Genomic DNA, 23,118 nt, shown 5'->3' with positions numbered 1-23,118 from the left:
AGAAATTACGAATATTGAGAAACTTCGCTTTGGTATAAATCCAACGCATCGTCCATAGACATACCTGCAGGAGGAGAGGCAACAGCATGTGGACGAACAGGGTCTGCTGCTTTAGCTGCTTTCGACTTTACTTGATATTCAATATAAATATTATCTTTACCAAAATAATCTCTGAGTTTAGCAAGTAATTCATCTAGAGGAGCGACTTTCCATTGCGGACCAAACTGAAGTTCGGCTTGAGCATAGGGTTGATCAATCTGTAACTGTAGAGTGATATGTTGATGCATATCTACATTGCAAAATGGCAAGATCATGTTTTGTAGATCTTTTGCCAATGTTGGCTGCATGAACTCTTCTGTTAATTTGATTTGAATACTGTTAGCACGTTTTTGTCTTATTTCATTTAACGTGAAAGCTTTGGTTAAACGTCCCATTGGACGATCAAAGCCTTCTCGTTCATAGATTTCGCCTTCGAAAATTACAACACGCTCCACTTGAACGATATCTTTAAAACGTTGGAAGCGTTCATGATTACAGCTGACTTCAATACGTGCAGTACCATCATCAAGTACAATAACCACACGGTTCGGGAAGTTTGCGACATCAATGACCAAACCCGCATAAACGGTTGTAACACCACGACGCGTAGCTGTAATTTCATTTAGTTTTACGGGAATAAAAGATTTGAGTTCTTGTCGGTAAACATCAATTGGATGTCCCGTTAAATACAAACCAAGTGTATCTTTTTCGCCTTTGAGACGAACCTCGTCACTCCAAGGTTTTACTGGTTTAGCTGGCTTACGCTGAACTTCTTCAACCTCACCAAATAAATCCATAATACCGCTTTCACGGTTACTTCGAGCTTGATCAGCAGCTTGAACAGCTTCAGGCAATTGTGCCATTAAGCTTGCTCGTTCAATTCCCAAGCAATCGAGTGCACCCGCGCGAATTAAAGCTTCAAGAGTACGTTTATTGATTTTCTTCAAATCAATACGATGGCAAAAATCGAATAGATCTGTATACGGACCAAATTGTCGACGAGAGTCAATAACTGACTGCATTGCTTGTTCGCCAACGCCTTTAATTGCGCCTAAACCGTAAACAATCGTTTTATCATTACTTGCATGGAAGTGATAAGTCGACATATTGACCGAGGGTGGTAAGACCTCAAGATTATTATTTCGACAGTCATCAATCAAAAATACAACACTGTCCGTGTTTTGCATTTCCGATGTCATTACCGCTGCCATAAACTCAGCAGGGTAATGCGCTTTTAACCATGCTGTGTGGTAGGCAACCAGCGCATAAGCAGCGGCGTGAGATTTGTTAAAACCATAGCCTGCAAACTTTTCCATATAGTCAAAGATATGGTTTGCAGTACTTTCATCAATCCCTTTTTCGGCAGCACCTTCTAGGAAAATTTCACGCTGCTTGACCATTTCCTCAGGTTTCTTTTTACCCATTGCACGGCGTAATAAATCTGCGCCGCCTAATGTGTAACCTGCACAGATCTGTGCAGTCTGCATTACCTGTTCCTGATAAACCATAATCCCGTAAGTTGGCTCTAATACACCTTCTAAAAGAGGATGAAGATATTCAAAATCTCCACCATGCATACGGTGAATAAAGTCAGGAATCAGGTCCATTGGGCCCGGACGATATAAGGATACGAACGCAATAATTTCTTCGAATTTGCTTGGGCGTGCTTCTTTAAGCATCCGTTTCATACCGACGGATTCAAACTGGAATACCGCTGTCGTATTTGCATCGGCAAAGACAGAGTATGCTTTAGCGTCGTCTAAAGGAACATGTAAAATATTGAGCTGATCATTACTGTCGCGGTTTTTATTAATATTTTGGATCGCGTCTTCAATAACGGTTAAGTTACGTAAGCCCAAAAAGTCGAATTTAACCAGACCCGCTGCTTCTACATCATCTTTATCATATTGAGCAACGCGGTTTGTGCCATCTGCATCACAAAGTACAGCCGAGAAATCGGTAATTTTACCTGGTGCAATAACTACACCTCCGGCATGTTTACCAGTATTTCGGGTTACACCTTCTAACTTTAATGCCATTTCCCAGATTTCGCTTGCATCATCGTTATCTGGGTTAGATGGATTGGTCACAATATCTTTAAGCTGAGGTTCCATATCAATGGCAGTGGCTAAGTCCACACCGAGCGGTTTGGTCGGCACCATTTTTGAAATACGGTCAGCTAAACCATAAGATTTACCTAATACACGTGCAACATCACGGATTGCACCTTTTGCTGCCATAGTTCCGAAAGTTGCAATTTGTGAAACGGCTTCGCGACCATAAGTACGTGATACGTAATCAATAACGCGGTCACGTCCGGCAATACAGAAATCGACGTCAAAGTCTGGCATCGATACACGTTCTGGGTTCAAGAAACGTTCGAAGAGTAGATCGTAACGAAGAGGGTCAAGGTCAGTAATTTCTAAGCTATAGGCGACTAATGAACCTGCACCTGAACCACGACCTGGCCCGACAGGAACACCATTACTTTTTGCCCATCGAATGAAGTCCATGACGATGAGGAAGTAGCCTGGGAAACCCATTTTCAGGATAATACCAACTTCATAATCAATTCGTTCATCGTAAGGCTTACGAATCTCAGGCCAGTCTTCGCCACGTTTTTCAACAGGGTAAAGATAATTTAAACGCTCTTCCAAACCTACTTTAGATAAATGTTCAAAATAAGTGTCGATGGTAAAACCATCTGGAATTGGGTAGTCAGGTAAAAAGTAGGTGCCAAGTTGTAGTTTAACGTTACAGCGTTTAGCAATATGATAGGTGTTCTCGATAGCACTAGGAATATCGGAAAACAATTCGATCATTTCATCTGAGGTTTTAAAGTGCTGCTCAGGACTATATATGCGTGGGCGGCGATTATCTGCTAGTACATAGCCATCAGCGATACAAACACGAGCTTCATGTGCTTCGAAATCTTCTTTTTCTACAAAGTGCACATCATTATGCGCAACCACACCAATATTATATTGTGCAGCAAGTTTAGCTGCTTCTTGAATAAAGTCTTCTTCACCGGGACGGTCGGTACGTGTTAAAGCAAGATAAACACGGTTACCAAACTTTTCGAGCCATGCTTCTAAAAGGGGAGCAGCTTTTTGAGGATTCGATGAGCAAAGCATCTGACCAACATCACTATGCTGGCCAAGTAAAACGATAATATCTTGATGCTGTTCAAGTACCCATTCTTTTTGTACACATGGAATACTAAGCTGTTGCCCTTCAATAAAACCGCGTGAAACGATTTCGGTAAGACTTTTCCACCCAACATCACTCATTGCTAGTAATGTTGCACGATGTTGAGCATCATCAAGGCGAATTGTGCTACCTAAAAGAGGCTTAATTCCTTTTTTTAAACAAGAATTATAAAACTTTACCGCAGCATGGAGGTTCGAAAGGTCAGTTAATGCCAATGCAGGCATTTGGTCTTTAACCGCAGCATTGACCAAGTCAGGTATGCGAACTATCGACTCTGTAATCGAAAATTCTGTATAAATACCTAGATGAACAAACTGCATAAACCAATCCTTAATGCGACTACAGCATAGTTTAACACGCAAAGTTAAAAGGAAATGGTTAATATTTTGGCAAACTGTTAAGGATTTTATTATTCAAGAAGAATGAGTTGAACATCTATTGTACAGATTTAATATAAAAGACATTATTTTTATAAAATATGACCAGCTCAAACATCTAGGCTTGAGCTGGTTGAAAAACTTAGTACTGCCAGAACATGCGTTGAATTTCTTTAGCATCTGTCGTCTTGGTAAGAGCTAATGCTGCAAGAAGGCGCGCTTTCTGTGGATTTAAGTCGTGTGCTGCTACCCAACCATATTGAGAGTCAGGTTGTTCTGCATCACGTAATACAAAACCTTGTGGAACACGTGATGAGCGGATAATTTGAATACCGTTCTTGTCGTGAAGATTTTGTAACGTTGGTACGATATATTTTGGTACAGAACCGTTACCAGTACCTGCATTAATAATCGCTTTAGCACCTGCTTTTGCGTACGCTTCATATGCATCTGGAAGCATCGAGTCTGAACCATAAACAATCTGTACAGTTGGAAGTGCATCGCCTTTAATATTTTCAATATTAAATTCTGAAGCATTCGTATGACGTTTTACAGATTGTCTGAACCAGTATGGTTTGCCTTCAACTAATGTACCTAAAGCGCCCCATTGGCTAACAAAAGCATTTGTATGAATGTTAATGCCTTTAGTTACATCACGTGCAGCAAAAATAGAGTCGTTCATGAGAACCATAACGCCTTTATTTTTTGCGTCATCAGAAGCTGCTAAAGCAACTGCACTATAAAGGTTAAGCGGGCCATCTGCTGAAAGAGCAGTTGAAGGGCGCATTGAACCAACAAGTACAATCGGTTTGTCAGTATGAACAACCAAATTTAAGAAAAATGCTGTTTCTTCTAAAGTGTCTGTACCGTGTGTAATCACGACACCATTAACAGATGGCTTTTTAACAAGCTCATTTACTTGACGAGCAATTTCTAATAATTCCTTGTCAGTAATACTCTCAGAAGCGATTTGTAATGCTTGAATACCAGTTACATTTGCCAAATCTTTGATTTGTGGAACAGCATTAATTAAGGCATCAACTGGAACTTTTGCAGCAGTATAAGTTGCACTGTTTGCTGAACTTGCGCCAGCACCCGCGATAGTACCGCCAGTGGCAACAACAACTACATTATTTTTTGCATAAAGTGGGAGAGAGCAGGCCAATAAGCCCATCGCTAAACCTAAAGATTTAACAGTTTTAGTCAACATCGAAAATATCCTTATGAAGTGACGAAAGTAAAAAAGTTTGTCGAATATGTCTGCTTTTCCTAAGCAAAATACATACCATGTAAAACATATTCATAACTTGTTTGAATAAGAAGCATCCCTGAATAGCATTTTGTTTCATCAACAATTGCTTAGTCATTGCCTTTATTTAGCGTTAATAAATAACATGAATAAAATAAAAAATCTATTAAGTTTTTCTAATTTATCTCGATTTGTTTACTTTTTAATATAAAGAAATCAAATGATTTTTTTATCATTATAAAATTAAGAAATAATGGGTGTGGTGAGGTTTTGTTTACCATTTGGTAATTCTATGCTGTTGATTTTATATATTGTTATTTATAAATGAAATTATGTAGATTTTTAAATGTATAAGATAAATAATAATTTTAATAGTTTAATATAGTTAAGCTGTAATAAACTGAATTAAAATTTAATCACTTGGTGTTTATTTATAGAATTATAAATTCTGTTTGAGTAATTTTTATTCTATTTTTAAGGTTTACTTTAAGAAAATTTAATAGGAGTTAAAATTAATTATCTGGTTCATTATTTAATATAAAAATATAGATAAATTTTTATTGTTTAATTTTAGAATAAAAAGAAGAGCAATTTTATAAGGTCATATAAAATTGCTCTTAAGTTGGGAGAGTGGGAGAAAAGAGAAACTTAAGCGGTTGTTTGTTCTTGAGTTGATTTAATTAATGCAGGCTCTGGTAGTTCTTCAGTGTCAGTTACTTTTTCGCCTTCAAGTTTCGCAACAACTGCGGTAGCAATACTGTTACCTACTACGTTTGTTGCAGTACGACCCATATCGAGGAACTGATCAATACCAAGCAATAAGAGAATGCCTGCTTCTGGTAAATGGAACATGGTGAGTGTTGCTGAAATAACCACAATTGAAGCTCGTGATACACCAGCAATACCTTTACTTGTCACCATAAGAGTTAACAGAATTAAGATTTGTTGAGTGAAGCTAAGATCAATGTTGTAAGCTTGAGCAATAAACAGTACTGCAAAAGTCGTGTACATCATTGAGCCATCGAGGTTAAATGAATAACCCAGTGGTAATACGAAGCTAGTTACTTTTTTAGGTACACCAAATTTATTGAGTGCGTCCATTACTTTAGGGTAGGCAGATTCACTTGAAGCTGTAGCAAAAGCAAGAGTTACAGGCTCACGAATTAGTTTGCCTAAGCGGAAAATATCTTTTTTAAGTACGATTGCACCAACAGAGAACAAAACAATCCAAAGTAGCAGAAGACCGAAATAGAACTCAGCGATTAAAATACCATAGTCAACAATCAAGCCTAAACCTTGTACTGTAATTGCTGAAGCGATTGCAGCAAATACTGCAAAAGGAGCAAACATCATGACGTAATCGGTAATACGGAACATGATTTTGCTAAGTTCTTCAGTCAAACGAACAATAACAGACTCTTTCTCGTTGCCTTGATTTACAAAAGCGAGTGCTGAACCAAAGAAAATTGAGAAAACAAGTACTTGTAAAATATCGTTATTGGCCATTGCTTCTGCAATACTGCGTGGAAACACATGACTTAAGAATGATTGCAATGTAAAGCCAGTGGTCGTTGGGAGAGAAGCGCCACTAAGTTGTTGAGCTGTTGGTAGTGCTAAGTCTAGAGCTGCACCAGGTTGGAAAAAGTTTGCTAAACCCATGCCGATGGCAAGCGATACAAACGAAGCAGTAATAAACCAAGTCATTGACTTGAGTGTGATGCTACCAATCGATGTAGATTTCCCCATTGATACAATGCCTGAAACAATTGTGGCAAATACCAATGGAGCAATAATCATTTTGATGAGACGTAAAAAAATGTCTGTGCCGATGCTGAAATAAGAAGCGATTTGTTTGAGTTGTTCACCTTCATTGAAAAAGTGGTGACAAATCCAACCTGTTAGTACGCCAAGTAAAATAGCAATAACAATATACTTGAGCAATTTCTTTTGCTTCATATGAACCTCTATCCATTTGATTCAATCATTCTTTGATGGGATTTGAATGATTAAAAGCTTTCCTTGTTAATTCAGTCCGGTCGTTCTACCGATTTTATCTTCCTAGATATCTGTATCTGTTTTAACCGAATCGAATATGGTGATGTTGTTATGGAAAAGGATTGTTGCTCGATTTTGAAGCAGTGTGAAATGCAAAAATATACTGATCCATGCATTTTTTGCATAATAAAGGTTGAGGAAGACGTGAAATTGCACACAAATTTAAACGTATGGTAAAAAATATATAAATGAATTTTTAAACTAAATTTAAAGATTAATAGAATTAAATTTTCAAAGAAAAATATTTAATTTCAATATCTTATTTTTATAAAGGACAGAAGGTGAGTGCGTTTTGGCGAATTCTTTTTAAATTAATAAAATAAAATTATCAAAAAAGGCATCTATTTTAAGATACCTTTTTTGATATGCATTTTTTTAACGACGGTTGGCTAAGAAACGACCTAAGCGAGTAATTGCTTCTCGTAATTCATTTTCAGCAGGTAAGAAAACCACACGGAAATGATCTGGAGTTGGCCAATTAAAGCCCGTACCTTGTACCAATAACACTTTTTCTGCGCGTAGCAAATCAAGCATTAATTTTTCGTCATCTTCGATTGGATAGATATTTGGATCGAGGCGAGGGAAACAGTACATTGCTCCATCTGGTTTTACGCAGCTTACACCAGGAATCTCATTTAGCATTTCCCAAGCAATATTGCGCTGTTCGTACAAACGACCACCTGGACGAATCAGGTCATTAATTGATTGATAACCGCCTAGAGCAGTTTGAATCGCATATTGAGCCTGAACGTTTGCACATAGGCGCATTGATGCCAACATATCTAGACCTTCGATATAGTCAGCAGCACGGCTTCTATCTCCAGTAATTGCCATCCAGCCTGAACGGAAACCTGCAATACGGTAAGCTTTTGATAAACCATTGAAAGATACGCAAAGCTGGTCGCCTGCTAATGAAGCTACTGAAACATGTTCAATACCGTCATAAATAATTTTGTCGTAAATTTCATCAGCAAATAAAATTAGATCATATTTTTTTGCAAGTACTACAATTTGTTCAAGAATATGACGTGGATAAACTGAACCAGTAGGGTTGTTCGGGTTAATGATGACAATACCGCGAGTATTCGGTGTAATCTTGCTTTCAATATCAGCAATATCTGGATACCAGCTATTTTCTTCATCACATTTATAGTGGATTGCTGTGCCACCTGAAAGATTAACAGCTGCTGTCCAAAGCGGATAATCCGGCATTGGAATCAACATCTCGTCGCCATCATCAAGTAGGCCTTGCATCGCCATAACAATGAGTTCAGACACACCGTTACCAATATACACGTCATTAACGTGCATATTTAGGATGCCTTTTTGTTGATAATACTGGCAGATAGCTTTACGTGCTGGAAAGATACCTTTCGAATCAACATAACCAATCGCATTTGGTAGGTTTAAAGCAACGTCATTAATAATTTCTTGTGGGGCTTCAAAACCAAATGGAGCAGGGTTGCCGATATTTAGCTTGATGATCTTATGTCCTTGCTCTTCCATTTCATTGGCGGCTCGTAATACTGGGCCACGAATGTCATAACAAACATGCTCAAGCTTCGATGATTTCTTTATTTCTCGAGAAGTTGGCATAGATTGGAGGGGAGCAGTATTTTTAGACATAGCTGGATTCACTTTTGCATATCGGTATAAATAACTTTTAAATGTTTTAACTGTTACCAAATTCAGATCGTGTTGATCTTTTAGTAATTCAACAATTTTTTCATGGGTAAAGCCCGATTGCTGATACTGTTTGATAACTGGTAATAGTTGCTGGAAAAGCACACTTTTTTTCTGAGACATGTTTTGTCCTATACAACCGTGCTATACAAGAGTAGCACCATCTTTGCTTCCTTGAAAGAAAATAAAACATAAATTTGCTTACTTTTGGTTTTGAGATTTGCTTACTTTTTGCTTTCTGTTGCTTAGATGATTAAATTCCAACAAATTTTACGTTCAGAGACTAGTGTTTTTGTGATGAATGGCGTAAATATAAAACTCAATCATCAGAAATGTTTACATCAGAATAAAGGTGCATGTCATGGGAAAAGTCAATAAAACAGACCGGGAATGGCAAAGAGAGTTATCACCAGAAGAGTATCGGATCACACGACAAAAGGGCACTGAAGCTGCATTTACGGGGCAATACTGGAATACTAAGCAACATGGTACCTATGTCTGCCGTTGCTGCGGGGCAGAATTGTTCTCATCAGATACTAAATATGACAGTGGTTGTGGTTGGCCTAGCTTCTTTAAACCGATTGAGGCAACTGCAATTGAAGAACATGACGATTTATCGCATGGTATGGTCAGAACAGAAATAGTTTGTCATGATTGCGAAGCCCATTTAGGGCATGTTTTTGAAGATGGACCACAGCCGACTGGTTTGCGCTATTGTGTAAACTCGGCATCATTACAACTGAAATCACAAGAAAAAAATGATGAGGAAACCTATCCATGAGTAATATTTATCAGTTTGAAGCTGAACTGTTAGAGGGTGAAGTTAAGCAATTAGCTGATTACAAAGGTAAAGTTTTACTAATTGTAAATACTGCAAGTAAATGTGGTTTTACACCACAATTTGCTGGTCTTGAAAAACTTTATGAGAAATATAAAGATCAAGGTTTGGAAGTTTTAGGTTTTCCCTGCAACCAGTTTGGGGGGCAAGATCCGGGTAACAATAAAGAAATCGGTACATTCTGTCAGCGCAACTATGGGGTGAAATTCCCGATGTTTGCGAAAGTAGATGTAAAAGGACCAGAAGCACACGTGATTTTTAGATATTTAACACGTGAAGCTAAAGGTATTTTAGGCAGTAGCACGATTAAATGGAACTTTACCAAATTTTTGGTAGGTAAAGATGGCGCTGTGCTTAATCGCTATGCTCCTACGACCAAACCAGAGGCATTAGAAGCTGATATTGAAAAAGCATTAGCAGGTTAATGAATTCAATGAACGCTATTCCTCAAGCTTTTGAGCTTTGGCAAGATGGGCGAATGCCTTATGTTGAAACCAGAAGATCTTGTTTTAGCCGAACATGTTATAAATCTCATAGTCATCCAACATTTTCTATTGGAGCTATAGATGAAGGGAATAGCGTTTTTCAAAGCTCATTTGGTACAGCACAAAAGATCTCTGCTGGTACGTTAGTCATTGTACCTGCCCACATTGAACATTCTTGTAATCCATTGCCAGATCAGGCTTGGAGTTACCAGATGTTGCATTTGGATATATCTTGGCTTAATCAATGGTATGCCGAATTTCAAAAAGAGGGCTTTGATTTAAATTTGCCCCAGCATAGGCCTCTGATTATTAAAGATGAGTCTTTATATCAGGCTTTTTCTGGTATGAATAAAACTTTATTTGACTCTCAAAAATTGATTCTTGAAAAAGAACAGTCGCTTATCTATTGCCTTACTCAGTTGTTATTACCACATTTTATATTAGAAGAAATACAGAAAACTCAATATTTGTATGAAGACTTCTTAGTGTTAATTCATATTATTAAATCATCTGAACGATTTATTTCTCTAGAAGAGCTTGCGCAGCAGGTGGGTCTTAGTCGATATGCAATTATTCGTCTATTTAAAGCCAATGTTGGCTTAACGCCCCATGCATTTCAAATTAATTTAAAAATTAATCAGGCCAGAGCCCAGCTGAAAGAGGGGATTTCACTCGTAGAGTTGGCAGTAAATTTGGGCTTTAGTGATCAGAGCCATTTTCATAAAGCTTTTAAAGCACATACAGGAATCACTCCTCGCCAGTTCCAACTCGCAGCCGCGCAATAATTTACAATAAATTATTTTTCTCTATTTTTAAGCTATTCCATACAGTTTTAAAGATGAAATCGTTATGGAAGTTTTTTTAGTTATCGCCTTTACTCACTTTTTAGCACTGTTATCCCCGGGACCAGATTTTTTTCTTATTCTCACTGGCCTTTTGCAAAAAGGTTCACGTTATACATATGGCATCATTGCAGGAATTACATTTGGTAATGCCTTGATCTTAATGGTTTGTCTATTTGGATTCACGGTGCTTGGCAATTTCAGTACAACCATTCTTTTACTACTTAAATGGCTTGGAGCTGGATATTTAGCTTATTTGAGCTTTCTTTGTTTTAGGGCCGCTCAAGGAGCAACTTTAAATATTAATGTTGATGAAAATAGTGTGGTTGAACAAGATTATAGTTATCAAAGTCAAGTTAAAAGCTTGACTCTGGGCTTGCAATCCAGTCTTTTTAATCCTAAAAATATTATGTTTTATAGTAGCTTGATGTTGCTTATTCAGCATCAATTTAGTTTGGTGCAAAAATTACTAATGAGTGGATGGATGGTTGCAGTCGTATTTTGCTGGAATTATCTTTTAGTTAAATTATTAAGTCAAAAGCGGTGGTTGGACTGCTTAAAACGAGTGTCCAGAGGGCTATATTATTGTTCAAGTATCACATTTGCAATTTTCGCTGGATTACTTTTAATTACAACTTAATAATCTGCTCTCATTAATATTTTATTGGATAGTGAAAATGCTTATATAAATAATAATAGTTATCATTTATTATCGCTGCATTAATAGCTGTAAGTTCAAGTGCGATAGATGAAACGGAAACTGAAACCCTTAGTAGCAATGATGGCATGTATTTCATGCTATGGATTAACCACTGTTTCAGCAGATGATGCTGTGCAAGAACAAACAACAGGTGAAAATCCAGTTACATTGAATACTATTCATATTACTGCAAGTGCCGATGCATCAGCAGAAGGTTTGATGGAGGCATTTGCTGGTGGTCAGGTTGCTAAAGGCGGTCGAGTTGGTATTTTTGGAAATCAGATTAATTTAGATACTCCTTTTAACTTAACAAGTTACACCAGCCAATATATTCAGGAACATCAGGCAAAGAGCGTTGGAGATGTTTTAAAAGCTGATCCCAGTGTACGAGTAGGGCGTGGATATGGCAATTTTCAAGAAAGTTACTATATTCGTGGGTTTAACTTAGGTTCTGATGATACAGCGTATAACGGTTTGTATTCGATTTTACCTCGTCAGTATATTCCAGCAGAACTTTTTGAACGTGTTGAGGTTCTTAAAGGTGCTTCATCATTTTTAAATGGCGCAATGCCTGGAAATGGAGGAATTGGTGGAGCAATTAATCTGCTACCAAAGCGTGCTGCTAATGATCCACTAAATCGTGTGACTGTAGGAACTGATTTTAATGGTGGTTATGTTGCAAATGATATCTCTCGTCGTTTTGGGGAGAATCAGCAATTTGGTGTGCGTGTAAATACTGCATACCATGGTGGAAATACAGCCATAGATGATGAAAAAAAATCATTAGGTCTGGCATCTATCGGCTTAGATTATCGTGGTGATAATTTACGTATCTCAGGTGATATGGGGTATAGCAATAACCGTTTAAAAGCTACTCGCCCAAATGTCACCCTAGGAAGTGGGTTAACTTCAGTTCCTAACCCTATTGATGGTTCTAAAAATTATGCTCAAAAATGGTCTTATTCAAATGAAGAGGATTATTTCGGGAGCTATCGTGCTGAGTATGATTTAACTGAAAACACGACGGCTTATGCAGCTTATGGTTTTCGACATGGTGTTGAGCAAAATAGTTTAGGGAATGTTACGCTGACTAATGCTGCTACGGGTGACGGAACTCTTTACCGTTTTGACAATGCGCGTGTTGATATGGTGAATACGGGTGAGGTCGGGATACGTACCCAAGTTAATACGGGAAAAATTAAACATAACTTAGTGCTTTCAGCAGCTGCATTTCAGCAAAATACACGCAATGCGTATTTTATGAACTCAGCCGAGAGTGAACTCTTAAAAACTAATATTTATAACCCGATACAATATGATCAGCCTGTAGCAAGTTCTCCGCTTTATCATGGCAATGATTTAGATTCGCCTAAACTAACGACAAGAACGCGTTTAAGAAGTATTGCTATTGGCGATAATTTAAAGGCACTAGATGACAAATTAATTGTTATGCTGGGCGGTCGTTATCAGACCATTATGCAAGATACTTATGGATATGATGATCAAGGTAAAACATCATCTTATGATGAAAGTAAATTTACACCAGCTTTGGGTGTAACCTACAAAATTACTCCAGAAGTTTCTGTTTATGCTAACTACATCGAGTCTTTGGCAAAAGGTTTAAGTCGTACTACAGGGAATGTTACTACTACGCTTAAACCATTTGTTGCTAAACAAAAAGAAGTGGGCGCTAAATATGAAACTGATGACATTGGCGTTAGTTTAAGTTTATTTGATATCAATAAACAGCGCGCTATTTTACAAGATGATGTATTTAGTGATGCAGGTGAGTATGTTCACCGAGGTGTCGAATTAAATACCTATGGAAAATTAACAGACTCTATTACGGTTTTGGGTGGCGCATCTTGGATGCAAGCTAAACAAAAGAATACTGGAGCTGAAAAATATAATGATAATTATGAGGTGGGTGTACCTAAGTTTCAGGCAAATATTGGTACAACATGGAAATTACCGATTCCACAAGATGTATCTTTAAATGCTCAAGTGACTTATACAGGTTCTACATACGCAAGTCTTGATAACAATTTGAAAGTAAAAGATTGGACAACACTTGATCTGGGTGCAAGTTATAAAACTCAATTTGGACAAGTACCGACTACATTCAACTTTATGGTAAATAATGTATTTGACAAAGATTATTGGTCATCCGTTGGGCTTTCAGACAATATCAATAGTTCAGGAAATACAAATAATGGCTATTTGGTTGCAGGAGCGCCACGTACTTTCTTATTAAGCGCATCTTTTGATTTCTAATTAAAGAGCAAGATTAAAAGGCCTCCAATATGGAGGCCTTTTAATTAAAGAGTTTTGTGAGGTTAAAGAATTGCTTTTAAACGCTTAACCACTTCTTCGCATTGTGCTAAATCGGCGACTAAAGCCATACGTACATGATTTTCGCCAGGGTTACCTTGATCTGTGTCACGAGATAAATAACGACCCGGTAAAACTTTAATATGGGCTTTTTCCATTAACATCTTGGCAAAAGTTTCATCGTTATCGACTTTTAACCAATAATAAAAACCCGCATCTGGCTTTTGCAGAGGTAATAAGTGATCTAGTTCGTTTTGGAATAAATCAAACTTTGCACGATATTGCTTACGGTTTTCTTCAACATGGTTTTCATCATTCCATGCCGCAATAGATGCAAGCTGATGTTGAACAGGCATTGCTGCACCATGATAGGTACGGTACTGCAAATATGGTTTTAATAATTCTGCATCACCCGCTACAAAACCTGAGCGTAAACCCGGTAAGTTTGAGCGTTTAGAAAGTGAATGAAATACGACACAGTTTTTATAGTCATCTCGACCAAGTTCCGCACAAACTTCTAATAAACCTGTAGGTGCTTGCTCGAACCAAAGTTCTGAATAGCATTCGTCAGAAGCAATAACAAAATTATATTGATCAGATAAGGCAATTAGCTTTTTGAATTGTTCTTTAGAAAGTACCGTGCCAGTTGGATTGCCCGGTGTACATACAAAAAGAAGGGCAGTTTTTTTCCATACTTCTGCGGGTACAGCATCAAAATCACCTAAATAGCCATTTTCTTCGGTGCAATTGATGAAATAAGGTTTTGCACCAGCCAGTAGAGCGGCACCTTCATAAATTTGATAAAACGGATTCGGCATTACCACATACGGTGCGTCTTCACGGTTAATGAGCGCCTGAACAAATGAGAAAATCCCTTCACGCGTACCAGACACTGGCAAAATGTGGTTTTCAGCACTAATGCTATTAAGTTTAAAACGCTTAGTTAGCCACTCTGCAATGCTTTGGCGAAGCTCTGGCAAGCCCTTACTATTTGGGTAAGTTGAGAGGTGATTAAAGTTGTCAATAATTGCCTGTTTAACAAACTCTGGTGCTGGGTGCTTAGGTTCACCAATTGATAGTGGAATCAAGGGAAGATGAGCAGGAGTGATATCCTTAAAAAGTTGGTTTAACTTTTCAAATGGATATGGGTGCAATAACGACAAGCTAGAGTTCATTAAACAGTTACCAGATAGTTGAGTTTCAGTGCTGACAAATTTGATTAGATGCTTCATCTAATGCAGCTTTAAGCTTTTCCGAGAAGAGTTTGACCTCTTCGTTATTTAACGGTTTTCCATCTTTTTTCGTGACAAAGAAAATATCTTCGGCACGTTCACCTAAAGTTGCAATTCTAGCTGAATGGATGTCTAAACCTTGCATCATAAATAAGCCACCTACACGTGCAAGTAGGCCAGGGTGGTCGAGTGTTGAAATTTCAACCATGTTTTGCTGTAACGCTTCATTCAATGTTACGTCGACTGTATTTTCAATATCAAAATGACGTAGTTGACGTGGAATGCGGCGTTGCATGAGTCCTGGGTATTGATCTGGCTGACTAAGCGCCTTCACTAATGCAGTTTTAACTGTTTCTTCGCGTTCAGGGTCGGTTAGCAATGTACCAAAGCGATCAAGCACAACATAGGTGTCTAAGCTAAATGCAGTACTGGCTGTGATAATTTTTGCATCCTGAACGTCTAAGTTCATACGGTCCAAAACTGCTACAGTTGTGGCAAAAAGGTTGGGTTGGTCACGTGTATATATAAAGATTTGTACTGCATCTTGCGCAGCTTTACGGTGAGCACGCAACAGTACTAATGGCTCTGGATTATCGCCGTGTTTCAAAATTGCTTGAGTGTGCCATGCAATTTCATCTGCCGACTCTTTAATGAAGTATTCATCGCCTAGTTCTTGCCATACTTTTTCAACGTCTGCCAATGAGAAGTTATTTACCAGTAATTCACTTGCTGCAAATTTGGTATCTTCAATCAGCATTTGATAGTCAACAGGACGGCTTAAACCTGTACGAATGACATCACGTGCATGCGTATAAAGTTGACGCATAAGCGAGGCACGCCATGTGTTCCACAGTTTTGGATTTGTCGCATTAATATCTGCCACTGTTAAAGTGTATAAATAATCAAGATGTTCCATATCACCAAGTTTTTCGGCAAAATCTTTAACAACATCCGGATCGGAAATATCCTTTTTCTGAGCAGTCAGTGACATGAGCAAATGGTTGTGAATGAGCCATGCAATTAATTTACATTCACGCTCTGTAAAGCCATGCGCCCGTCCAAACTCGATTGCATCTTCTGCACCAAGTTCACTATGGTCTCCACCGCGGCCTTTGGCAATGTCATGAAATAATGCAGCAATAAACACAATATCTTGACGTGCAAGACGTTGGAAAACTGAGCTTACAACAGGGAACTCTTTAGCAAATTCTGGTTCTTTAAAGCGGTTTAAATTTCGCAGTAATAATAATGTGTGTGCATCGACTGTATAGATATGGAATAGGTCATATTGCATAAGACCCATAATTTGACCAAAGGCTGGAATATAGTTTCCTAAAACACCATATCGTTTCATCGCTACCAAAGTATCGTATAGACGATAAGGTGAGCGAATGATTGACATAAATAGGGCTTGATGCTCAGGATTATCTCGAAAATTTTGGTTAATACGTTTTGCAGCAAGAATAAGTAAGCGTAAAGTACGAGCGCGGATTCCTTCAATATCTGGTCGATTAGCCAAAATATAGAATAGTTCTAAAATAGCACTTGGATGTTCTGCAAATATTTTGTGGTGCTGTACGGCAAGTTTATTGTCGACAATCTTAAAGTGGTCATTAACGACTTCAATTTTACGTTCGTAATTTGGTAAACGTGGAGTAATGACCGATTCGCTAAAATAGGCTAACAACATTTCATTGAGCGTTGAAACCTGTTGAGCAGTACGATAGTAGCGTTTCATGAACTGCTCGACACCGTAGTTTACAGGCTGACCTTCTTGGCGAGCGTAACCAAATTGAGCCGCAATTTCTCTTTGATGATCGAACAGAAGGCGGTTTTCATCACGCTTCGCTAAGCGATGTAAATGGTGACGAATTTCCCAAAGAAAGCTTTCAGCTTCTTCTAAAACATTTAATTCGAATTCTGAAATAAAACCTAAATGAACTAAGTCATAAATGCGGTTTACGCGGAAATGACGCTTAGCAATCCAACCAATCTGGTTAATATCACGAATGCCACCAGGCGCATTTTTAATGTCAGGTTCTAAATTGCTTTCAGTGTTGTTGTGTTGGTGGTAACGCTTAGCTTGTTCAGCCATTTTTGCATCAAAAAATGTTTTGTCTGTCCACGTTTGCGAAACAATACGACGCGGCCATTTTGCAAGTTGACTATTGCCCGTAATTAAACGAGCTTCGATGAGTGTAGTTGCAACAGTTAAATCGGTGGCAGCTTGTTCAACACAGCTTTGAATGGTGCGAACGCTAATACCGGGCTTAAAATTGCCAACATCCCATAAAGAGGAAATGAATGTAGAAATACGTTTTTCATTTTCTTCGTTAATTTCATGTTCCGATAAAATCATGATATCAACATCAGAATAGGGCAACATTTCACGGCGCCCATAACCACCCACAGCAAAAAGACCTAGTCCTGTTTGATCAAGTTCGGCATGTTTCCACAAAAAGATCAGTGCTTCGTCAACGAGGTCTGAGCGCGCTTTAATGACTTCCCGAATAGATTGCCCATTTTCATATGAATCCTGCAATTGCTTTTCTACATCCGTTCGCCATTGATTAATGGCTTTAATATCATGATGGCTTGTAACGTAGTTCAGCAATGGCGATGTATTGATCATGAAAATGGGTCTACCAAAAAGTAAATATTAAGAGTTGGTTTTTACGCTTACTTGATCAGCGGTTTCTTTCGCTAAAGTACGAGCAAGATCAGTATTTTCTGCACGAGCAGTTGCCACACCCATACGACGTCGTTTGAAACCTTCTGGTTTACCAAACAGGCGTAGGTCGGTATTTGGGTTGGCTAATGCTGTATTTAAGCCGCTGTAGCTTAAGTTATTGGCATCGACCCCTGCATAAATCACTGCACTAGCAGCAACACTATGGCGAGCTGTGTTCACTGGTAATCCTAAAATTGCACGAGCATGCAGTTCAAATTCGCTTTGAAATTGTGATGCTAGAGTCACTAGGCCAGTATCATGCGGGCGCGGTGAAACTTCACTGAACCAGACCTTGTCGCCTTTAATAAACAGTTCTACACCAAAAATACCACAGCCACCAAGTGCTATTGTCACTTTATTTGCAATACGTTTTGCTTCTTCAAGTGCAGCCGCAGTCATTGGTTGAGGCTGCCAGCTTTCTACATAATCACCAGCATCTTGACGGTGACCAATTGGGTCGCAGTAGTGAGTTTCGATTTCGCCAGTTTCAGGATTTTTAGCACGAACGGTAAGTAATGTAATTTCAAAATCAAAATCAATTTGAGATTCAATGATGACCGTACCTTGGTTAACACGACCACCTTGCATCGCATATTCCCAAGCGGTATCGACTTCATCGAAACTTTTTACACGAGACTGACCTTTACCAGAAGATGACATTACTGGTTTTACAAAGTTTGGATAACCAATATCATCAGAAGCAGCGCGGAAGCTTTCTAGTGAGTCAGCAAAGCGGTAAGCAGAAGTAGGTAAACCAAGTTCTTCAGCCGCAAGACGACGAATGCCTTCACGGTTCATAGTCAGGTTTACAGCTTTAGCAGAAGGAATAACAGTTGCAGTTTGGCTCGCTTCAATTTCAAGCAAAACTTCTGTAGCGATGGCTTCAATTTCTGGAACAATTAAATTCGGTTTAATTTTCTCGATGAGCTGTTTTAACTCAGTTGGGTTAGCCATATTTAACACATAAGAAAAATGTGCAATTTGCATGGCTGGCGCATGATCATAACGGTCGGCTGCATGTACTTCTACACCAAGGCGTTGTAAAGAAATTACAACTTCTTTGCCAAGTTCTCCTGAACCTAACAATAAAACTTTAAATGCAGAAGATTGAAGGGGGGTACCGAGTGTCACGCTCATGCGAATCATCCTGACAAAATTATTTTTTTAAGCATAGCAGAACTTATGGTGTAGTTAAGCCTTATCATGCATAAAAAAGTAATTTTGTCGGACAATTAAGATGTCACTTTTTTAGATATTAACTTGATAATTTAAAAGTAACTCATCTGCATTTTTGCCACGGATACCCCAATTTTCTTTAGGGGTTTCAAAAATCGTAATTTCAATATCTTGAGGTGCTATTTTGCATTGTTCTTCGATATTGCGAAATAACGTTTGAATGAGTTGTTTCTTCGTGGCTGCGCTACGTCCCGAAAACATCGAAAGTTCGATAATAATGTAGTGTTGGCTGCGGTCAGAAGGATAGATAAAATTTCCAGGCTTAAGACTGATAAAACGTTGAAATCTTTTTTCAACAGGATATTTCAATTCTTCAATGAGTGCTTGATGGATTGCATGAGAAAGCAATTCTCGATACTGCATAATCGTTTGTTCATTGGCGTAAATTTTAACTTGTGACATTATTATCTCTATTAAGTAAGGTTATCTTTTTAAACAATTCAAAATTAGTTTTTATGCCAGAAGTTTCAATCTTAAAGGCTTCTGGCTAGGTTTTATTTTATATAAAGAAGATCAGTTTATCTATTTATAAAGGTAAATAAGTATAGATCAGGCCATAAACAATTGCGGCAGTTAACGTTGCCAGAACAATTTTCTTAAATTTAAAATAAAGACCTGCTAAAACCAAAAAACCGATGAGCATAGCTACACTTTTATCTGGATTTTCAAGAAGTGGTGGAAGAGTGGCAACAACAAGCATGGCACTAATTGCAGATATACCAATGCATCCCAAAGCAATTTTTAGCCAGACTGAACCGCGTCTTTGCTGTGTACCTTGTAGTTTTTGTATAACAAAGAAGGGTCCAAAACGTGAGGCGAAATTAGCAATACCAACAATGATGCCGACCAGAATAATCTCTAGATTCATTTTAAACTTCGACCTCTTCTTGTTGTTTTAACACATAATGTTTAAACAAGCCTGCTAAAATGCCTGAAAGAATGCCAATAAAAATAGCCGCAGATAGGTTAATCCAATAGCAGGACAACGCTGAAACGACTAAAGATACAGCGACTACAAGGCTATGTTTGCGTTCAAAAGCAGCCAATAAAAAACTCAAAAATAAAGCAGGTAATAAGAAGTCTAAAGCTGCTTGTAAAAATTTTGGAAGATGAGCGACTTGATCAGCAAATAATCCTCCTAACAATGAGCCAGTTGCCCAAGCTATCCAACTAAATAGACTTAAGCCCAACATCCAAGACTCAGACCATTGTTGTCTGCGCTGTGAAAGTTGGATCATTCCACTGGCAAAAACTTCATCGGTTAAGCCCCAAGCCCACACCGCCGTTTTTTTAAGATTTAATTTGCCTGGAATCAGATTATATAAAGCTGGTCCATAAAGCACATGGCGAATATCGAGTGCAATGACTGTTAATGCAGTTAACCAGATAGATGAACCACTGGCTAAAAGTGCAACAACTAAGAACTGACTGGCACCCGCATACATTGAGCAAGATAGGAAAAAAGCTTCCCACGGTGTAAAACCAAACTGAGATGCAGAAACACCGAAGGCAAAAGAAACGGGTAAATAGGTGAGTACGATAGCTTGACTATCTTTGGCACCTTGCCAAAAAGTTGCCGTTTGATCAGCCATCAATTGTTGTTTGGACACAATACACCTTGGCAATAAACCAAATGATAAAAATACTTGAAAGATTGAGTATTGTAGCCGAATTTAATAGCATAGTGCCGAAATGTTTAATCGGCAGTTTGCTATGTTCAACGCAAAGATTCGTTTAGTTTATATCGCCATGTTGAGTGCAGGTGTTTTTGCATTGCAGGGCTGTGACAATGGTAATCATGAGGCAGAAAAAAAAGTAGAAATTAAGCCAGCACCTAAACTAACCAATGACGCAACTGTTTATGCTCAAAAAGCATGGACTTTAATTAATACGGTTGAGCATTTGGTTTATGAAAAGAAGCTGAGTCAAATCGATGACAACGTTCGTAAACCTTTACGTCAATTGAGCACCGACTGGCGTATTAATGTAAAAATGACGGACTCAGTAACAGAAGGGAAATACGCACTTTGTCGTAAAGCTTTAACGAGTCTAGATGTATGGGCTCGTGAAACACTTGAAAATAATGATTCAGTTGCTAAGAAGCAAGCCGATTATGAGCGAGATAAAGCTCAGTGTAAGGATGCGATCGATACGCCAAACCTTGGAAACACATCTCCAAAATAAAATTTATAAATATAAAAAAGCGAGATGATCAATCTCGCTTTTTTGCTTTTAAAACGATAAGGAGTGAATGTTAATTATGGCTTCGTCGCAGCTTTAGCTGTGTTTGCTGTTTTCACTGCATCATGTTTCATTTGAGTTGCATCGTGCTGAGCATGCATAGATTTCATCATTGCTTCATGCTTTTGTTCAGTCATATCTTTCTTAACATCTTGTTTTGCTTTTACTGCTTCTTTTTTAGCAGTTGCTTTACCATGTGCAGCAACACATTTTCCACCTTTATGATTTGGTCCTGTACCGCCTTGTAATTGAGTTCCTTTTGGACATGCAAATGCCGAAACACTTAACATAGCCAATACGCCTGCTGTAAGAATTGTTGATAATTTTTTCATGTTAATCAGCGCCTTGTTGAGTATTATTGCTCAGCTTGAGTGTAAAATGAAAATATCTGCTTTAAAACATTTATTTTGTGAAATAGAGTTTGAACAATGTGTTGTTTTGCTGCGATATCTATTTTTTTAATTTGGTTTTAAGTTTTTGTCATATAGCTGGTTATGCAAAGACTAGGAATGGGCTTGAGCAAGTACTTTTAATTTCTCAATATCTAAAATTTCAATTTTTCTAAAAGCTATTTTGATGATCTTTTGTTTTTCGAGCAAGCTCAGCTCATGATTAATTGTCTGTCTGGATGTGGTCAGCATATTTGCCAATTGTTCTTGAGAAATATGAATTTGACTATCTTGAATAAGAACATGATTGCCATAACCTTCTAAAATGAATAGAAGACGTTGAGCAAGCCTTTGAGAAATACTGCGTGTTTGGATAGCAATCTGTTCTAAGAAAACGTACCTGAGTTTTTGGCTGGTTAAACGAGCAAAATAATACCAATAATATGGATTGTCTTTGAGTAATTCATTTAAGGGCTTCGCAGGAATATGTAGAACTATACTTTTTTTCAAAGCAATTGCATCGTGCGAACGTGGTTCATGATCAATCAGCGATATTTCACCAAACCACATAATTGGCTCAGCAATAGCAGAAAGTGCTTCATTACCATTTACATCGACATAACCCAAACTAATTGAGCCTTCAAGCACAGTATAAATGCCATCAAACATATCTTGGGCACGGAAAACATAGCTGTTTTTTTCAAAGGTTCTTTGTTTACCATGTTCTAGAATAAAGTTTTGGAATGCTTCTGGAAGCACACTAAACCATGTGTTTTCTTTTAATCGGTTAATATAAATAATGTCCAATATTGGGCCATCCATGAAAAAAATCATCACTTTGTCAAATAGCTGACAACTTTAAGTTTTCCTTATTTGTACAGTATGACTATATGTAGATGAATAGGGAACAACTCATGTCGAATCTGGAGCAACAGCTTAGCAAATATGCGGCTTACCACCTAAATCATAAAAATATTTTGACGCATTTTATTGGTATTCCACTCATCGTGTTTTCAATTCTATGTTTAACAGCGAGAGCAGGAATTGATATTGGCAGTTTTAAATTGACTTTAGCCATGGTGTTGATTGCAGCTAGTACGATTTATTATTTTATTTTGGATAAAGTATTTGGTTTACTCATGCTGATTCTTTTAGTCGCTGTGTATCCACTGGCGAGCCAAATTGCCCAGTTATCTTTAGGAGAATGGTTGGCAGCAAGTATTGGTTTCTTTGTGGTGGGATGGGTCTTTCAGTTTGTTGGGCATTATTTCGAAAAGAAAAAACCAGCTTTTGTTGATGATGTGATTGGACTTGCGATAGGGCCGTTATTTGTATTGGCAGAATTTATTTTTATGCTGGGTTTCAGAAAGCCTTTGCATGCGCGTATTTTACAAGAGGCGCGTAGTAAACGAGAGACGATGGATCTTAGCCATTAACAATAAAAAAAGCCCCAACATAATGGGGCTTTTTTTTAAGCTTT

Annotated in this window: 19 protein-coding genes; 7 read left to right on the top strand and 12 right to left on the bottom strand. The window is 38.0% G+C overall.

Going from position 1 to position 23,118, the window contains the following annotated elements; genetic code table 11:
* Positions 1-5 precede the first annotated feature (5 nt).
* The 4 genes from dnaE to MMY79_RS11345 form a co-directional block, all read right to left on the bottom strand.
* On the bottom strand, positions 6-3,569 hold the full coding sequence (gene dnaE, locus MMY79_RS11360) for a DNA polymerase III subunit alpha (protein WP_252608528.1): 3,564 nt from the start codon (positions 3,567-3,569) through the stop codon (positions 6-8).
* A 199-nt stretch (positions 3,570-3,768) separates the two neighbouring features.
* A complete protein-coding gene (locus tag MMY79_RS11355) occupies positions 3,769-4,836 on the bottom strand; it encodes a type II asparaginase (protein WP_252608527.1) in 1,068 nt (355 codons plus the stop codon).
* Between the two features lie 687 nt (positions 4,837-5,523).
* The gene (locus tag MMY79_RS11350) at positions 5,524-6,831 is read right to left on the bottom strand and encodes a dicarboxylate/amino acid:cation symporter (RefSeq protein ID WP_252608526.1); all 1,308 of its coding nucleotides are present in this window, start codon (positions 6,829-6,831) and stop codon (positions 5,524-5,526) included.
* 474 nt (positions 6,832-7,305) lie between these two features.
* Complete coding sequence (locus MMY79_RS11345) at positions 7,306-8,736, bottom strand: pyridoxal phosphate-dependent aminotransferase (RefSeq protein ID WP_252608523.1); 1,431 nt, start codon at positions 8,734-8,736, stop codon at positions 7,306-7,308.
* Positions 8,737-8,974: 238 nt separating this feature from the next.
* On the opposite strand from MMY79_RS11345, the gene msrB reads away from it, so the two are divergent.
* The 5 genes from msrB (at position 8,975) to MMY79_RS11320 (ending at position 13,752) form a co-directional block, all read left to right on the top strand.
* Positions 8,975-9,394, top strand: coding sequence for a peptide-methionine (R)-S-oxide reductase MsrB (gene msrB, locus MMY79_RS11340; RefSeq protein ID WP_252608521.1), 420 nt, complete (start codon positions 8,975-8,977; stop codon positions 9,392-9,394).
* The gene (locus MMY79_RS11335; protein WP_252608518.1) at positions 9,391-9,876 is read left to right on the top strand and encodes a glutathione peroxidase; all 486 of its coding nucleotides are present in this window, start codon (positions 9,391-9,393) and stop codon (positions 9,874-9,876) included. Before msrB ends, MMY79_RS11335 begins: the two co-directional genes overlap by 4 nt.
* A complete protein-coding gene (locus MMY79_RS11330) occupies positions 9,876-10,721 on the top strand; it encodes an AraC family transcriptional regulator (protein WP_252608515.1) in 846 nt (281 codons plus the stop codon). The genes MMY79_RS11335 and MMY79_RS11330 overlap by 1 nt, the downstream gene beginning before the upstream one ends.
* A 64-nt stretch (positions 10,722-10,785) precedes the next feature.
* A complete protein-coding gene (locus MMY79_RS11325) occupies positions 10,786-11,418 on the top strand; it encodes a LysE family translocator (RefSeq protein WP_252608512.1) in 633 nt (210 codons plus the stop codon).
* Positions 11,419-11,526: 108 nt separating this feature from the next.
* Positions 11,527-13,752: a TonB-dependent receptor gene (locus MMY79_RS11320; RefSeq protein ID WP_252608510.1), complete on the top strand. Its 2,226-nt coding sequence runs from the start codon at positions 11,527-11,529 to the stop codon at positions 13,750-13,752.
* A gap of 62 nt (positions 13,753-13,814) precedes the next feature.
* On the opposite strand, the gene dapC is transcribed toward MMY79_RS11320, so the two are convergent.
* The 6 genes from dapC to MMY79_RS11290 all read right to left on the bottom strand — a co-directional run bounded on the left by dapC (position 13,815) and on the right by MMY79_RS11290 (position 20,600).
* Positions 13,815-14,984, bottom strand: a complete 1,170-nt coding sequence (gene dapC, locus MMY79_RS11315) for a succinyldiaminopimelate transaminase (protein ID WP_252613517.1) — start codon at positions 14,982-14,984, stop codon at positions 13,815-13,817.
* Between the two features lie 25 nt (positions 14,985-15,009).
* Positions 15,010-17,673, bottom strand: coding sequence for a [protein-PII] uridylyltransferase (gene glnD / locus MMY79_RS11310; protein WP_005304499.1), 2,664 nt, complete (start codon positions 17,671-17,673; stop codon positions 15,010-15,012).
* A gap of 27 nt (positions 17,674-17,700) precedes the next feature.
* Positions 17,701-18,918, bottom strand: a complete 1,218-nt coding sequence (gene purT / locus MMY79_RS11305) for a formate-dependent phosphoribosylglycinamide formyltransferase (protein ID WP_252608508.1) — start codon at positions 18,916-18,918, stop codon at positions 17,701-17,703.
* Between the two features lie 102 nt (positions 18,919-19,020).
* A complete protein-coding gene (locus tag MMY79_RS11300) occupies positions 19,021-19,410 on the bottom strand; it encodes a tautomerase family protein (RefSeq protein ID WP_252608506.1) in 390 nt (129 codons plus the stop codon).
* Positions 19,411-19,534: 124 nt separating this feature from the next.
* Positions 19,535-19,876: an L-valine transporter subunit YgaH gene (gene ygaH, locus MMY79_RS11295; RefSeq protein WP_252608502.1), complete on the bottom strand. Its 342-nt coding sequence runs from the start codon at positions 19,874-19,876 to the stop codon at positions 19,535-19,537.
* A 1-nt stretch (position 19,877) separates the two neighbouring features.
* Positions 19,878-20,600 carry an AzlC family ABC transporter permease gene (locus tag MMY79_RS11290; protein WP_252613516.1) on the bottom strand — a complete coding sequence of 241 codons (723 nt, stop codon included), beginning with the start codon at positions 20,598-20,600 and terminating at the stop codon, positions 19,878-19,880.
* A 121-nt stretch (positions 20,601-20,721) separates the two neighbouring features.
* Here MMY79_RS11290 and MMY79_RS11285 point away from each other — a divergent pair, with 121 nt between their 5' ends.
* Positions 20,722-21,192 carry a hypothetical protein gene (locus MMY79_RS11285; RefSeq protein ID WP_252608500.1) on the top strand — a complete coding sequence of 157 codons (471 nt, stop codon included), beginning with the start codon at positions 20,722-20,724 and terminating at the stop codon, positions 21,190-21,192.
* A 74-nt stretch (positions 21,193-21,266) separates the two neighbouring features.
* On the opposite strand, the gene MMY79_RS11280 is transcribed toward MMY79_RS11285, so the two are convergent.
* Both MMY79_RS11280 and MMY79_RS11275 read right to left on the bottom strand, forming a co-directional pair.
* On the bottom strand, positions 21,267-21,581 hold the full coding sequence (locus MMY79_RS11280) for a hypothetical protein (protein ID WP_252608498.1): 315 nt from the start codon (positions 21,579-21,581) through the stop codon (positions 21,267-21,269).
* 171 nt (positions 21,582-21,752) lie between these two features.
* A complete protein-coding gene (locus tag MMY79_RS11275) occupies positions 21,753-22,460 on the bottom strand; it encodes a Crp/Fnr family transcriptional regulator (protein WP_252608495.1) in 708 nt (235 codons plus the stop codon).
* A 92-nt stretch (positions 22,461-22,552) separates the two neighbouring features.
* Here MMY79_RS11275 and MMY79_RS11270 point away from each other — a divergent pair, with 92 nt between their 5' ends.
* Complete coding sequence (locus MMY79_RS11270; protein ID WP_252608494.1) at positions 22,553-23,074, top strand: Mpo1-like protein; 522 nt, start codon at positions 22,553-22,555, stop codon at positions 23,072-23,074.
* Positions 23,075-23,118: the final 44 nt, after the last annotated feature.

The organism is Acinetobacter sp. XS-4 (assembly GCF_023920705.1).
Taxonomy (GTDB): domain Bacteria; phylum Pseudomonadota; class Gammaproteobacteria; order Pseudomonadales; family Moraxellaceae; genus Acinetobacter.
Note: the sequence above shows the minus strand (reverse complement) of the source record. Positions and strands in the feature narration are given on the sequence as shown.